A 13,867-nucleotide genomic window follows, 5' to 3' on the forward strand; every position below is an offset into this window, starting at 1 on the left:
ATGCCGGCGCGCGTCAGCCACACGGTCCCGCATTCTGGTATGACGACGGAAGCCATCAAGGTCTCATCGGACCAGCACTTCAGCCCCGGCGGAGCGGCGCAGTTCACCGTGGAGGCACGCGCCCCACAAGCCCGGCCGGCGCAACGCTGAACCGAAAAGCCAGCTCTTGATCTCCGGTCCGGCGCGCGTGCTCGATGCCCTGTGCGATCACTGCGACGCCGAGGGAGCCACCCTACTGGGACGCTGCCCGCGCCCGGTCCTGCGACGAGGTCGTGCCGGGGAGGGGAAGGGGCCTTTCAGCCTCACACCACGGTCAGCGCCCGCGGGTAGCGTGACAGCGGCACACATCCGGTTTCGGTGATCTGCACGACGGCACTGAAGCCGACGCCGGCCGTGCCGTAGATCAGCGACACCGGGACGATGTGGAACACCATGCCCGGCTGCAGCGGCTTCTCCTCGCCGGGGCCGATGTCCATCAGGTGCCCCTCGCCCCAGCCCGGGGGAAATGCGATGCCGAGGGAATAGCCGCCGTGGTGGGTGAAGTAGTCCCCGCCGAAGCCCGCCTCGTCGACCACGTTGTAGATCAGGTCGTGCGCACTCTTGCCGCTCATGCCGGGGCGGATCCCCTCGAGGCTCACGTCGAGCGCCCGCAGCATCGCGTCCGACATCTTCTGAATCAGATCGGACGGCGGGCCCAGCGTGGCGCACCGCATCACCGGCCCGGTGTAGCGCTTGTGAACGCCCGACACCTCGAAATAGACGTGCTCGCCGCGCGCGACCGACCGGCCCCGCCAGGTGCCGTGCGGGATGGCGCTGCGCTCACCCGCCGCCACGAACGGCGGCAGGCTGACGTACTCGCACCCCGCCTTCGTCCCCGCGTAGAGCACTGCCGCGGCGATGTCGTTTTCGGTGCACCCGTCCGTGATCGCCTCGATCCCGGCGTCGACGGCAATCTCCGCCATGTTCACGGCCGTGCGCAGCGCTTCGATCTCGACGTCGGACTTCAGGACGCGCGCCGCCGCAAGGATCCCAGTGCAGTCGACGAAATTCGCCCGCGGCAGGTCGCGCGTCAGGATCTCCCGCTCCGACACCGGCGAATAGAGGCTCGCCTTGTTGATCCCCGTCTCCAGCCCCAGCCGCTTGTCGGCGAGGCCGAGAGTCTTGAGCGCGTCGACCAAGACCGTCACCGGGACGATGCCGTCCGGCACGCAGAACACCGTCTTGAAGTTGGTATACTCCTCGACGTTGGGCGACTCGAACAGGCGCACCACCATCGCGAAAGCGTCGGGCATGACGATGAGGGCGTGGAAGTTGTAGTGCCCTGGCGTCTCGTAGCCGGTCAGGTAGCAGATGTTCTCGGGGTTACGCAGGACGAGGGCGTCGATCCCGCGCGTGGACATGCTGGCGCGGGCGAGGGCCGTCCGGCGCGCGTATTCCTCGCGCGAGAATGGGGGCGTCGACATGGATCAGGCTCTTCAGGCAATGGGGTTATTCGAGAATGAGGTGCGCCGCGTCGGCCTTCCAGCCGAGCGTGATCGGCCCCTCCGCGACCGCTCCGGCCTCGGCGTTGGGGGCCTCGACCTTGAGGATGATCCCACCGGCGATGCGCACCCGGTAGCGGGTGAGGTTGCCGCAATAGACCGCCTCTTCGATCGTGGCTGGCCAGTGCGCGTCGACGCTCTCCGCCGGCGGATTGAAGCGGATCCGCTCGGGGCGGATGCACAGGGTCGCCGTCGTCCCGCTCGGCACTGAGCCTTGCGGCTCAGCGACGGGGAGGGCAGCCCCTCCCTCGGCCATTAGCACCGGCACGCCCCCGTCGTGGGTGAACGTGCCGCCAATGAGGTTCGACGTGCCGAGGAAGTCAGCGGTGAAGCGGGTGCGCGGCGTCTCGTAGAGGGCGCTCGGCGTTCCGGTCTCGACAATCCGCCCGCCGTCGAACAAACAGATGCGGTCCGACATCGTCACCGCCTCGTCCTGGTCGTGCGTGACGTAGATAATAGTGAGACCGAGGGCGGCCTGGATGCGCTTGATCTCGGACTGCAGGTCGATGCGCAGGCGCTTGTCCAGCGCGCCGAGCGGCTCGTCCATGAGGATGAGGCCAGGCTCGTAGACCAGCGCACGGGCAAGTGCCACGCGCTGCTGCTGCCCGCCCGAAAGCTGGCGCGGAAGCTGTCCGGCCTTTTCCGACAACTGCACGGTCTCCAGCGCGCGGGCGACGCGGGTGCGGATCTCGCGCCGCGGCGTACCGCGCACCTCCAGCGGGAAGGCCACGTTGCGGTGGACCGGCAGATGCGGAAACAGCGCGTAGTTCTGGAACACCATGCCGATGTTGCGCCGGTAGGGGGCGAGGCTCGTCTGGGACGCACCGCCGACGAGGATGTCGCCGCTGTCGGGAGTCTCGAAGCCAGCGATCATGTTGAGCGTCGTCGTCTTGCCGGACCCGCTCGGCCCCAGGAAGCTGACGAATTCGCCGGTCCGCGCCGCGCAGCTGACGGCGTCGACCGCCAGCGCGTCGCCGAAGCGCTTGGAGACGCTGCGCACGTCGAGGGATTGGCCAGTGGTCATCGTGTCATCGCCACGTTGGGGGCGGCCGTGCCGTGTCCGGCCGCCTGGGAGGGAGAGGCGGTGAAGGTGCGCGCGCGCCGCCGCAAGAGCTGGCTGACCGCCATGACGGCCAGCGAGAGGACCATCATCAGCGTGGCCACCGCCGGCACCGTCGGATCGATCTCGAAGCGCACGCCCTCCCACATCTTGATCGGCAGGGTCCGCACCCGCGCCCCGCTGAGGAAGAGCGCGATGACCACCTCGTCGAAGGAGGCGACGAAGGCGAAGATCGCGCCCGAGACCACGCCTGGCATGATCACCGGCAAGGTCACCCGGCGGAACGCCTGGAGCGGATGGGCGCCGCAGCTCGCAGCGGCTTTCTCCAGCATCGGATCGAGCCCCTGCACGGAGGCGAGTACGGTGACGAAGACGAACGGGATCGCCAGCACCGTATGGGCGAGGATGAGGCCGAGGCGGCTGCCGAGCAGCGGCAGCCCCATCTTCGTCAGCGGCACGAAGAAGAAGTAGGCGGCGATCGCGATGACGATCGAGGGCACCACCATCGGCGCGATCATCACGCCGTGGACGAGCCGGCTGCCGGCGAAGCGCGGCCGGAAGGCCAGCGCCACGGCCGTGCCGAGCAGCGTGGCGAGCAGTGCCGTGCCGAGCCCGACCTCGACGCTGACCCGTGTCGCGTTCAGCCAGTCCGCACTGGTGAAGTAGCGCTCGTACCAGACGAGGGAGAACGCGCGGGGCGGGAACTCCATCATCTGCGAGACCCCGAACGAGACCACGACCACCACCACGAGGGGCGCGATCACGAACGCCAGGACGAGCGCCGTCAGGATGATCAGGAACGTCATCGCCGGTCCCGCCTTATTTTGATCCGGCATGGAGCGGCGAGCGCCCCGCGGCCCGGAATACGGTCATCAGCACCAGGACCACGACGAGGAGCGCCACCGTGAGGGCCGCGGCCGCCGGCCAGTCGACGAGCTGGTTGACCAGCATCTCGATGAGCTGCGCGACGAACACGTCCCGCAGGCCGCCCAGGAGGACCGGAGTCACGAACGAACCGACCGTGAGAATGAACACCAGCCCGCAGCCGCTGACGACGGCCGGCAGGCTGAGGGGAAAGAGCACCCGGCGGAAGGTCTGGCCGGGCCGGGCGCCGAGGCCGCTCGCCGCGCGCAGGAGCACCGGATCGATCGCCCGCAGCCCGGCATAGAGCGACAGCACCATGAACGGCAGTACCCAGTGGATGGTCGCCACCACGACCGCGAAGGTGCCGTGCGACAGATCTAGTGGTTCGGCGATTAACCCGCTCCACATGAGGAGGTCGTTCACCGGCCCGTTGCGCTGCAGAAGCGTTGCCCAGGCGAAGGTGCGCACCAGCGCGCTTATCCAGAAAGGGAGGATCAGAACGAAGAGGATCGCCGCCGCCAACCAGGACCGCAGGCGGGTCAGCAGGAAGGACACCGGATAGGCTATCACCAGCGTGATCACCGTGACGATCAGGCTGATGCGCAGCGTGTAGAGCGCCACGCGCAGATAGAGTGGGGTGGAGGCCAGCGCCTCGTAGTGGGCGAGCGTCGGCCCGGCCGCCTCGCACCCGTCGACGCTCCAGCCGACGACGCGGGCGAAGGGCAGGATGAAGAAGACCGCAAGGAACGCCACTGCGGGCAGCGCAAGGGCTAGGGTGGTGACGCTCCGGCGTCGCCATGCAGTGGACATGAGCTTCATCATCCCGCCGTGCTCGGTCTTAGCCGAGCTTCCACATCTGCCAGCGGCGCAGCATGTCGGCCTCGTTATCCTGCCACCAGCTGTTGCCGAGGACGAACTGCGCCTTGAGATTGTCCGGTGCGGTCGGAAGCGTGGCGGCCCGCTCCGGATCGATCAGCAACCAGGCCTCGGTGTTGCTGGGGCCGTAGTCGATGATGGAGGCGAGCTTGGCCTGCCCTTCAGCGGCGATGGCGAAGTTGATGAACTCCATCGCTAGGTCGCGGTTCGGCGCCCCCTTGGCGACGCACCACCAGTCGAAATCGACGGCGCCGTCGTTCCAGGTGTAACCGACGTTTTGGCCGTCGCGCTTCGCCGCTTCCAGGCGCCCGTTCGGGGCGGTCCCCATGTCGACCTCGCCGTTGGCCAGGATCTGGATTCCCTGCGCCGTCTTGCCCCACCACACGTCGACGTGCGGACGGATCCGGTCGAGGGCGGCGAAGGCCCGCTCCACGTCCAGCGGATAGAGCTCGTTCAGCGACACGCCGTCAGCGATGAGCGCGAATTCGAGGTTCGGCTTCACGAGGTCCTGCAACGCGCGGCGGCCGGGGAACGCCTCGACGTTCCAGAAGTCGGCCCACCCCGTCGGCGCGCCCTCCCCGTTCGGGTACTTCGCCGTATTGAAGCCGAGGAGCTTGGACCACGACACGTTGGCGATGCCGAACTCGTCGACCGCGTCGGGCAGTATCGTTGAGGTGTCCACCACCGACGTGTCGATCGGCTCGAGCAGGTCCATGGAGCCGGCGGAGAGCATGTCGGACGTCTCGAAGTCCATCACGTCCCATTCGAGGCTGCCGCTGTCGATCTGGGTCTTCAGCTTGGCCACGCGCGGCCCTTCGCTGATCTCGACGATGTTGATGCCGGTCTCGGCCGTGAACGGCGCGAAGTGCGCGGCGCGCTGGGCGTCCTGGTAGGAGCCGCCCCAGCTCACCACCACCAGTTCGCGGGCGGCCCTGGCCCGGCTGGTGTGCACGAACGGTCCGACGGCGACGCCGGCTGCCGTCAATGTGAGGAACTTCCGCCTGTTCAGGGACACTGTCATCCGCCCGCCTCTTTTGGCCTGCCCGTATCGGCCGCGAACCGTACGCGGATGAATGATTCCGTCAACATACTGAAGATAAATGGCGCATTTGATTGATTGTTCATCAAATATGATCGACATTTATAATTTCACATCGTGATTTCGACCATAGTGATTGAGATTCACATGCCTAAACAGGATTTTGACGAGATCGATCAGCAGATCATTGCCGCATTGCGACAAAATCCACGTGCGATGAGCACACAAATCGCCCGCGCACTCGGAAAGTCCGAGCCCACGATCCGGCGGCGTCTCGCCCAGATCCTGTCGTCAGGGGTGGTGCGCCTCAGCGCTTCGCTCGACCCGGCACGGGCCGGATTCGCCGTCCAGGCTTACATCGGGCTGGAGGTGCGGCGGGATCAAATCGAAACCGTCACGGACACGCTCGCCGCGTACGATTTCGTGGAATCCGTGTCCATCGTGACCGGGCCGTCGCACGTGCTCATCCGTGCGCTGTTCCACAACACCCAGGATGTCTACACCTTCGTCATGCACGATCTCGCCTCGCTGGAGGGGATCGTCAACACGCGGACAAGCATCGTGCTGAAAGACATCCTGCGATAGCGTCATACCACGCCGCCTATTGGATGATCCGTTGAAGCCAGGGCTGGTAGCAGAGAGACCGGAGGCGGCCGTCCTCGGCGATGAGGGCGTTCCAGGCGTCGCAGCAGGCATCGATGATGGCTTCGGCGTCGGGCAGCAGCCGAAGGCTGAGGTATCTCTCACGCATGTACAGCCAGACCCGCTCCATCGGGTTGAGCTGCGGCGAGTACGGTGGCAGCGCCACCAGCGTGACGTTGGGTGGGACCGCCAGCGCCCTGGCGCCGTGCCAGCCGGCGCCGTCGAGGACCATGACCGCGTGCTCGTAGGCGGGCAGGGTCGCAGCGAAGCCGTCAAGGAAGAGCTGCATCGCCGCGGTGCCGACCTCGGGAAGGACGAGGGCGAAGGCGGCTTCGCCGTCGGCCCGTGCGGCGCCGAACAGGTACGTGAAGGAGAAGCGCCGGTCCTGACGGCCCGGCGCGCGCTCGCCCTTCAGCCACCATCGATGGCACAGTCGCCCCTTCTGGCCGACCCGCATCTCGTCCTGGAAGAAGAGGGCGACGCGCTTGTCCGGATGCGCCGCGGCGGCTTCGTTCAGCGCGTCACGGAGCCCCTTTTTGCGAAGGCTTCGCGGGCCTTCGCGGATGCCTTCGGGTGGACCGGCCGCGTCTTCTGGTACGAGAAGCCCTCGCGCCGCAGGATCCGCGACAGGCTCTGCGGCGTGACCCGCTTGCCGAACCGCTCGTCGACGAACGCGGCGAGATCGGGCAGCGTCCAGCGCGACGGGCCGCCCGCCTCGGGATCGGGCCCCTTGAAGATCCGCTCGGCGAGGAGCGCCAGTTCCCCCTCCGTGAGGGCCGGCTTGCGTCCGGGGCCTGGACGGTCGACGAGACCGGCGAGGCCTTCCGCATTGTAGCGCACGACCGCGTCGCGCAGCGCCTGACGCTCCATGCCCGCCGCGGCAGCCGCGTCGGCGCGGCTCATGCCGGAGAGCGCATTTGCGATCGCCAGCATCCGCTTCGCGGTCCGCACCGAGCGCTCGCGGAACGCCAGGCGCCTCAGCTCCTGCGCCGACAGCGTATCGTCGATCGCCAGTCCCCGTGCCATGCGTGTCCCTCGCGAATCACTGATCCGCAGGCAAGGGAATCAGAGCCGCGACGCCAAATCGTTACGAGTCATCGAGAATGCGCGGCGGTATCAGACCGACGGCGCCCGCTTGTGGTGCTGCCGGCAGAACCCCAAAAGGCCTTGTTCGGATCCTTCATCGGCTGCACCGATCAGCCGTAAAGGCGCATTCTCGAATGCACTCAGGTAATTCTGCCACAAAGCATTTAACAATATGCTTTTTGTATGCAAAGAAAAAATGAACATACTTTCAATGAAATAAAATTATATTGAATACTGCTAGTTTTGTAATATTTATTTTTGATGATGACCTATCCATACAAAGACAGGATTGAGATGCTCGAAGTGGCATTGTCTGGTCGGCTGGTCCAGATGCGGTACGCGCCCCTGCGACCAGAACTCGCCAACATGGTCAGGCTATTCCTCGTCGACACGTTCGGTGTGATAGGCGCGGCGAGGACGGCGCCGGGCATCGCCGACCTCAATGCCGCCATGGCCTCCCTCTCCGGCCCCGCCGGGGCGACGGTGCTTCTCTCGGGCGCTCGGATCGATCCGGCCAGCGCCGCCGTCGCCAATGCCGCCGCCGCCCACGCGCTCGACTTCGACGATCAGTACGACCCAGCCCGTATCCACGCCTTCTGTGTCGTCCTGCCCGCAGCCATGGCCGCCGCCCAGTTGAGGGGCGGCGTGTCCGGCACGGAGTTCCTGACGGCTGTCACGTTGGGGGTTGAGCTGTTCTGCCGGCCCGGCCTCGCCTGCCATGACAATCTCAATAAAGGCTGGCACCCGACGACGATGCTCGGCGTGTTCGCCGCAGCCGCTACCGCCGGCACTATGCTCGAGCTCAACACCGACCAGATGGTTAGCGCCCTGGGCCTCGCCTTCACGCAGATGGGCGGCACGACCCAGTCGATCAAAGATGTCGTGCTGGCCAAACGCCTGGGCCCGGCTTCGCGGCACGAAGCGGGGTGCTGGCGGCCCATCTCGCGGGCGCGGGGCTCACCGGAACGTGGCGTTGCCTGACCGGTGAGGCCGGCCTCTTTCGCCTCTACGAGCGCAATATCGTCGACGCCGACGTGTTGACGGAGGGCCTCGGCGAGGTGTGGCACACGATGCGCCTCAGCATGAAGCCCTACCCATGCTGCCGCTGCAACCACACCCTGATCGAGATGGCGCTCGCCCTCCACGCCGAGGGGCTGGCGCCAGACGATATCGCGCCCGGCGAGCGCGCGCCGCAGGGGCTCGCTGTCGGGCAGGAGATTGTCGAAGACGGCGTGGACCGGGGCGCCGGCGTAGCGGTTCTCGCGCAAAGGGAGCGAGAGCGAGACCGGGCGGCCGTTTAGGATCACCGACAGCGGGATGGGCCATCAGAAGATCTCACCGATCTCGTCCGTGTCCATGCGAGTGCGCGGGCGAACCATTAGCTCAAAGTCGAGGGCGACGACGATGCGCATGAGGCTTTCGAGGCGCGCCCCCTCCCCTCGCTCGATCTCCGAAATGGTCGCCTGTCCGAGACCCACCGTGCCGGCAAGGTCGGTCTGCGTGAGGCCGAGCGCCTTGCGTCGGCGTTGGATGGTAGCACCGAGCTGGCGCGGCGTGCGGATGAGCGTTTGGTCCACGGAACCCTCGGCGCACCATGCGGTTTTGCGTATCCGCAAAAGCGGATATCCAGACGGGAAAAATGATCCGGATAGCGCTTTCAACCGGATTGTGAGCGCTACCTTCCCCCTCAAAAACGACCCGCACGTGGCTTGCCTCGGCCGAGTATTTGAGTGGTTTTCCTTAGTGCGCGGCAGGAGACGGTCTTGTGAAGACTTTTCAGGTATCGGTCCAGACCGGCAGACACACAAGGGGCTTTCCCTTGCGTCGTTTCCGATCACTCTCCGGTGCCGTCTTGGCGTCTACCCGAACTCGCTGGCAATATCACGCTGATATCACTATGATATCAGCGTGATGGCTTACTGACAGCAGCGGTGTCAGTTCAGGTCGGCACATAGCGATCGACGGTGATCTCGTCGGCGTGCTGGCGCATGGTCCAGGTATCGTACCAGGCCTGCATACGCAGCAGCGTCTCCATCGAGATGGCGAATGCCTTCTCGATGCGCAGCGCCATCTCCGGCGACAGAGCCGCCTTCTCATTGACGAGGTCCGACAAGGTCGCGCGCCGCACGCCGAGGATCTCCGCCCCCCGGGCGATGCTGAGCCCCAGTTCATCCAAAACCTCCTCGCGGATGAAGACGCCCGGGTGAGAGGGCTGCATCCCGAGAGGTATCGAGTCTGCCGTCATCAGTGATAATCCTCCAGATCGAGGTGGCACAGCACGTCTCCGTCGAGCTCGAAGGTGATCCGCCAGTTGCCGGAGACGGAGATGCTCCACGTCCCGGCGCGGTCCCCGCTCAGCTGATGGATGCGCCATCCCGGCGGGCCGCTCATCCCGTCAATGTCGGGAGCGGCAATAAGAGCCGAAAGGATGTTGCGCACCCGCCGTACCTGGTCCGAACGGATTTCCCTGTCGTCGTTCTGCTCGATGAGACGGCGAAGCCCCCTGTGGCGAATGCTTCGAACTCTCATGCCGAGCATGTACGGCATAACCGTACGGATGTCAATACCCCCTCCGCCTCGTCCTTAACCTGCCGGAAAGATATCGATGTGATATCACAATGGCATTAATCTGATGCCTTGGAGATATCCATGATCGTCACCATAGGCGGCATCAAGGGCGGATCAGGCAAGACCACCGTCGCCACTAACCTCGCCGTCATGCGCGCCCGGGACGGGCGTGACGTCCTCCTCGTCGACGCCGACGACCAGGAGACGGCGTCCGACTTCACTATGCTGCGCAACGAGCGACTGGCGGGCGGCGCCGGCTTCACCTCGATCAAGCTGACGGGGGCGGCCGTGCGCACGGAAGTGCGGCGCCTCGGGGCAAAGTACGATGACGTCATGATCGACACCGGCGGGCGCGATACGACGAGCCAGCGCGCTGCGCTTACCGTGAGCAACGTGCTCCTCGTGCCGTTTGTACCGCGCAGCTTCGATGTCTGGACGCTGGAGAAGGTCTCGCAGCTGACGGCCGAGATGCGGACCGCCAACCCGGGACTCGCGGCCTACGCCTTCATCAACCGGGCCGACCCGCGTGGACAGGACAACAGCGACGCCGAGGAGGTGATCGCCGAGGCCGAGGAGCTCACCCTCCTTCCCGTGGCGCTCGGCGCGCGCAAGGCGTTCGGCAACGCGGCGGCGCAAGGGATGGGTGTGGTCGAGCTAAAGCCACAGGATCCCAAGGCGAGCGAAGAGATCATGACGTTGTATCGACATCTTTTTGATATCGAACTGATATCGACCTCGGTTGAGGAGGCCTGAGGAAATGGCGATTGCACGCAAGCCTCGGGCGACCGTTCAAGCTCCCGCGATCACCGCGTCCGAACGCGAGATCGAGGCGCTGATCTACAAGGGCGGCAGCGTCGCGGAGGCCCCCTCCCCCGCGCCTACCGCGGGCCGGGTCGCTGCCGGAGTGAGGCAGGACACCGCCAAGGTCATCCTGCGCCTGCCGTCGGAGATGCTCGGCCGTATCGACCACCTCGTCGACGCCCGCAACCCAAGGATTCCTCGGCATACTTGGCTGCTCGAAGCGATCCTCGAAAAGCTCGATCGCGAGACTATCCGCTGATATCGAACAGACGCCATTGTGATATCAATATGATGTCGAATCAATATCATATTAATATCATTACGATACCTTCGAGATGCCAGCTGGGAGACTCCCTTGCAGGGCCGACGCCTCATCGATGAACAGTTCGACCTCTTCATCCTCTCGCTGACCGAGCTGAAGCTCAGGGACGCGCGTGAGACGATGGAGCGGCCCTTCTTCTCGCTCGGCAAGCGCAAGCGGCTGCGCCCCATCGAGTACGAAAGCGATAGCGTCTGGGTGAAAGTTGAGCCGCACCAGAATTATGGCATGGCGACAATCTGGGATGCGGACGTTCTCATCTGGGCCGCGTCGGTCCTGATGGATATGAAGAATCGCGGGGTGAACGACATCCCGAACGAACTCCACTTCCAGCCCTACGACCTTCTGAAGGCGATCCATCGCTCGACCGGAGGCGATCACTATCTGCGCCTCAGGGACGCGCTGTCGCGGCTCAGAAGTACTACTATCCGCACCAACATCCGCGCCCCGCGCGGCAAGCGCTACGCCGAGTTCAGCTGGATCTCAGAGTGGACCGATCTCGTCGACGAGACCACGGGAGAGAGCCGCGGGATGAGCATCGTTCTATCCCAGTGGTTCGTGCAGGGCGTTCTGCAGAAGGGCGGCGTGCTGGCGATCGATCCGGCATATTTCGGAATCACCGGTGGCCGCGAGCGCTGGCTCTACCGCGTGGCGCGCAAGCACGCCGGCGGAGCAGGGGTGGGTGGCTTCGCGATCTCGCTGCCGACGCTCTTCGAGAAGTCCGGCTCGGAAGGCCCGTATCGCCGGTTCAAATACGAGATGCAGAAGATCGTGCAGCGCAACGAGCTCCCGGGCGTCACGCTCGCTTGGGAGGAGGAGACGAAGGGAGAGCCACGCATCTGGATGGGGATGCGCTCCGACGAGTCTCTAACGATGGTGGAGGACAATAAGCCCCGTCCTCGTCGCGAGCCCCGTCGCGCTTCTGAGGGCTCTGCGCCGCTTCTCGCCCATGCCGAGTTGGGCGAAGAAACGATCACCAAGATCCGGAAGGATTTCCCCGGTTGGGACGTCTACGCGATGAAAGGCGAGTTCGACAAATGGATCACACAAGACGAAAGCCGCCGCCCCTCCGACTACCAAAGCGCGTTCTATGGCTTTATGCGGCAACACCACGCTCGCGAGGGTCGCTGAGGCGTTCCTAATAGGCCGATAGTTTCGGGTAGGCAGACACGCCCTCCAAGGATGAGTGACGGCCTATTAGGAACAAATCGACGGCCTATTAGGAACGCCACTATCGGCCTATTAGGAACAAATCGACGGCCTATTAGGAACGCAACGATCTCGCATGGCATTGAAAGATAAGCAGATTTTTGCTGCTCGAGAGCCCTTAACTCTTTAACTTTATCTATAACTCTTTAACTGGCTTCGGGAGCTCACGATGGGCCTGGACTGGCACTCCAAAAGACGCTCCCTCGACCGATCACACCCGAGCAACCTCCGCGATCAAATCACGCTCATCCCGCCTAGCCCTACGGCCCGGCACGCGTCCTCAACAACAACCAGTCCGATCTCGATGAATTCGGAGCACGAGACCCATGCGCTTCTCAGGCATCGATGATAAGAAGCAACGAAGTTAACCTTCTGAGAAGGCCGAGTAGTCAGCTAGTTCGAGGCGGGAGCTCATGTCCCCACACCGCCGTTGAGACCGTCAAATCTCTTCCGCCCGAGATACCACTTCGCTTCCTCACCGAGCGCGCATCATCCTCGATAAGTCGCACCCAGCGAGTTCGATCCGCCGATTGAAGTGTCGGCCTATTAGGAACGGACGTTGACGCCGATTCGCGACAAGCAAGCTACAACGGATTCCTCAGACAACTCTACACGCACGTCTCTTTGACGTTCTCGGAACGTCCCAACGTCCCTCAGAAGAGAACGACGGACCCATTGATTCGTCGGAGTCAATACAACGGCGGGGATCCATTTCAAGCGATCCCACGAGCATCTTCCAGCGCATGTCTCATGGCAGCCTGCCTATCACAGCAATCACCATCCGGAATGGAGCTGCCACTCGGTCGCGCGACACGACGTTGACCGCCGTCGGAGCCACAAGATCGGCAACCGCAACCAGGGCCGCAGACCCATCGACACCGTCAACTCATTTATCAGCCAAGAAGCTTAAGAGGACAATCCATCGAACTGAAGAACATTCCTCAAAGCCCCCGGCCACCACGCTCCCGCGTCTTGCGCTCGGCATTCTTCCACTCCTGCTTGACGCGTTCTTGCCCTTGCTGTTCGGCCTCGGCTTTCCGTGTCGAAACCTTCTCCAAACGATCCGCAGCGCTCCCCTTGTTGCAACCGCCTCGCAGGGGCTGGGGAAGGCGAGGGGGCTCCGCCTCGGCGGCCACACCCGTCCGAGCCTTCCCCCAAGCGTCTCGATAGATGGCAGCGATCTCCTCGTGCATCCGCCTGAGCGCGCCCTGGCAGCGCTCAGGCGTCTCCCTGAGGGCACCTCGACGCCTTCGGGTGTGTCTCCGCTCTCGCGCCTCGGCCTCGCCATACTGCGCTGCCAGCGCCTTCGACGGACGGCCACCCGAATAGCGCTCCACTGTCGCCTCGCCGTTGACGTCGTACCGTTCCGCAATCTGCCGCACCGCCTCATCGGCATTTGCCTTGAGGGCAGTGCTTGCGGCATCCGTGGCCGCGATCCCCTCGTAACGACCCGGTGCCTCTGAGCGCTGGAAATCGCGCAGCTCGGATCCCCTCATATGCGGCGCCGCCTCGGCCTTGAGCGCCGCAATCTGCCGCATCAGCCGGACACGCTCCGCACCGTCCGGAACATCGGCCAGCTGCTCGTCCAGCATCGCGAACCGCGCGTGTATGTCGACGCGCGCCTCAGCCAGCTTTCCGCGGATGTCTGAGGTGTGTTTGGCTTGGGTGCCTTCGCTCTGCTCCGAAAGGGTCTGCCCCGCTGCGATGGTGGCGGCCGCGTGCTCCAGCGCCTTTGCCGTCTCCGGAGAATCCTGCGCCAGCAACTTTGCCTCGGCCGCAAACCGCCGCGCATAGTGGATAATCGCGGCGGCCGTGCGGATCGCCGAAACGTCCGTATGCGCCGGCGCAACAGGAGTTCGCCC

Annotated in this window: 16 protein-coding genes and 1 pseudogene; 5 read left to right on the forward strand and 12 right to left on the reverse strand. The window is 64.6% G+C overall.

All coding sequences use genetic code 11. The features are described 5' to 3' along the window. Nucleotides 1–302 precede the first annotated feature (302 nt). From DLJ53_RS33970 to DLJ53_RS33990, 5 genes are read right to left on the reverse strand one after another with little or no spacing between them, the layout of a single operon-like run. Complete coding sequence (locus DLJ53_RS33970; RefSeq protein ID WP_111352744.1) at nucleotides 303–1,463, reverse strand: M24 family metallopeptidase; 1,161 nt, start codon at nucleotides 1,461–1,463, stop codon at nucleotides 303–305. Between the two features lie 25 nt (nucleotides 1,464–1,488). Beyond that, nucleotides 1,489–2,565 carry an ABC transporter ATP-binding protein gene (locus DLJ53_RS33975; protein WP_111352745.1) on the reverse strand — a complete coding sequence of 359 codons (1,077 nt, stop codon included), beginning with the start codon at nucleotides 2,563–2,565 and terminating at the stop codon, nucleotides 1,489–1,491. After that, nucleotides 2,562–3,407: an ABC transporter permease gene (locus DLJ53_RS33980; RefSeq protein WP_202913518.1), complete on the reverse strand. Its 846-nt coding sequence runs from the start codon at nucleotides 3,405–3,407 to the stop codon at nucleotides 2,562–2,564. The genes DLJ53_RS33975 and DLJ53_RS33980 overlap by 4 nt, the downstream gene beginning before the upstream one ends. 13 nt (nucleotides 3,408–3,420) lie before the next feature. Further along, nucleotides 3,421–4,275 (reverse strand): ABC transporter permease, encoded by an 855-nt coding sequence (locus tag DLJ53_RS33985; RefSeq protein WP_162409831.1) that lies wholly within the window; start codon nucleotides 4,273–4,275, stop codon nucleotides 3,421–3,423. A 28-nt stretch (nucleotides 4,276–4,303) separates the two neighbouring features. Continuing rightward, nucleotides 4,304–5,362, reverse strand: a complete 1,059-nt coding sequence (locus tag DLJ53_RS33990) for a polyamine ABC transporter substrate-binding protein (protein WP_162409833.1) — start codon at nucleotides 5,360–5,362, stop codon at nucleotides 4,304–4,306. A 165-nt stretch (nucleotides 5,363–5,527) separates the two neighbouring features. Between DLJ53_RS33990 and DLJ53_RS33995 the strand changes: the two genes are divergently transcribed. After that, on the forward strand, nucleotides 5,528–5,965 hold the full coding sequence (locus DLJ53_RS33995; protein WP_111352749.1) for an Lrp/AsnC family transcriptional regulator: 438 nt from the start codon (nucleotides 5,528–5,530) through the stop codon (nucleotides 5,963–5,965). Between the two features lie 16 nt (nucleotides 5,966–5,981). Here the strand turns inward: DLJ53_RS33995 and DLJ53_RS34000 are convergent, their stop codons facing one another. Together DLJ53_RS34000 and DLJ53_RS34005 are read right to left on the reverse strand one after the other, a co-directional pair. Then, complete coding sequence (locus DLJ53_RS34000) at nucleotides 5,982–6,587, reverse strand: IS630 family transposase (protein ID WP_111352750.1); 606 nt, start codon at nucleotides 6,585–6,587, stop codon at nucleotides 5,982–5,984. Continuing rightward, nucleotides 6,536–7,048, reverse strand: a complete 513-nt coding sequence (locus tag DLJ53_RS34005; protein WP_111352751.1) for an IS630 family transposase — start codon at nucleotides 7,046–7,048, stop codon at nucleotides 6,536–6,538. The genes DLJ53_RS34000 and DLJ53_RS34005 overlap by 52 nt, the downstream gene beginning before the upstream one ends. A 321-nt stretch (nucleotides 7,049–7,369) precedes the next feature. Between DLJ53_RS34005 and DLJ53_RS35830 the strand changes: the two genes are divergently transcribed. Continuing rightward, complete coding sequence (locus tag DLJ53_RS35830) at nucleotides 7,370–8,089, forward strand: MmgE/PrpD family protein (RefSeq protein WP_111352752.1); 720 nt, start codon at nucleotides 7,370–7,372, stop codon at nucleotides 8,087–8,089. A gap of 248 nt (nucleotides 8,090–8,337) precedes the next feature. On the opposite strand, the pseudogene DLJ53_RS36740 reads toward DLJ53_RS35830, so the two are convergent. The 4 genes and pseudogenes from DLJ53_RS36740 to DLJ53_RS34030 all read right to left on the reverse strand — a co-directional run. Beyond that, a pseudogene (locus DLJ53_RS36740) lies at nucleotides 8,338–8,415 on the reverse strand (hypothetical protein); the annotation flags it as partial. An 18-nt stretch (nucleotides 8,416–8,433) separates the two neighbouring features. After that, on the reverse strand, nucleotides 8,434–8,685 hold the full coding sequence (locus DLJ53_RS34020; protein WP_111352754.1) for a helix-turn-helix domain-containing protein: 252 nt from the start codon (nucleotides 8,683–8,685) through the stop codon (nucleotides 8,434–8,436). A 362-nt stretch (nucleotides 8,686–9,047) separates the two neighbouring features. Then, a complete protein-coding gene (locus DLJ53_RS34025) occupies nucleotides 9,048–9,326 on the reverse strand; it encodes a HigA family addiction module antitoxin (RefSeq protein WP_111352759.1) in 279 nt (92 codons plus the stop codon). A 26-nt stretch (nucleotides 9,327–9,352) separates the two neighbouring features. Continuing rightward, complete coding sequence (locus DLJ53_RS34030; RefSeq protein WP_202913519.1) at nucleotides 9,353–9,655, reverse strand: type II toxin-antitoxin system RelE/ParE family toxin; 303 nt, start codon at nucleotides 9,653–9,655, stop codon at nucleotides 9,353–9,355. A 102-nt stretch (nucleotides 9,656–9,757) separates the two neighbouring features. On the opposite strand from DLJ53_RS34030, the gene DLJ53_RS34035 reads away from it, so the two are divergent. From DLJ53_RS34035 to DLJ53_RS34045, 3 genes are all read left to right on the forward strand, one after another. Further along, on the forward strand, nucleotides 9,758–10,429 hold the full coding sequence (locus DLJ53_RS34035) for an AAA family ATPase (RefSeq protein ID WP_111352755.1): 672 nt from the start codon (nucleotides 9,758–9,760) through the stop codon (nucleotides 10,427–10,429). A gap of 4 nt (nucleotides 10,430–10,433) precedes the next feature. Then, the gene (locus tag DLJ53_RS34040) at nucleotides 10,434–10,736 is read left to right on the forward strand and encodes a hypothetical protein (RefSeq protein WP_111352756.1); all 303 of its coding nucleotides are present in this window, start codon (nucleotides 10,434–10,436) and stop codon (nucleotides 10,734–10,736) included. 96 nt (nucleotides 10,737–10,832) lie between these two features. Then, nucleotides 10,833–11,927: a replication initiator protein A gene (locus DLJ53_RS34045; protein WP_111352757.1), complete on the forward strand. Its 1,095-nt coding sequence runs from the start codon at nucleotides 10,833–10,835 to the stop codon at nucleotides 11,925–11,927. A gap of 1,019 nt (nucleotides 11,928–12,946) precedes the next feature. Here the strand turns inward: DLJ53_RS34045 and DLJ53_RS35425 are convergent. Then, nucleotides 12,947–13,867 (reverse strand): hypothetical protein (locus DLJ53_RS35425; RefSeq protein ID WP_162409835.1); only part of this gene is annotated, 921 nt, incomplete at its 5' end.

Source organism: Acuticoccus sediminis (assembly GCF_003258595.1).
GTDB lineage: Bacteria > Pseudomonadota > Alphaproteobacteria > Rhizobiales > Amorphaceae > Acuticoccus > Acuticoccus sediminis.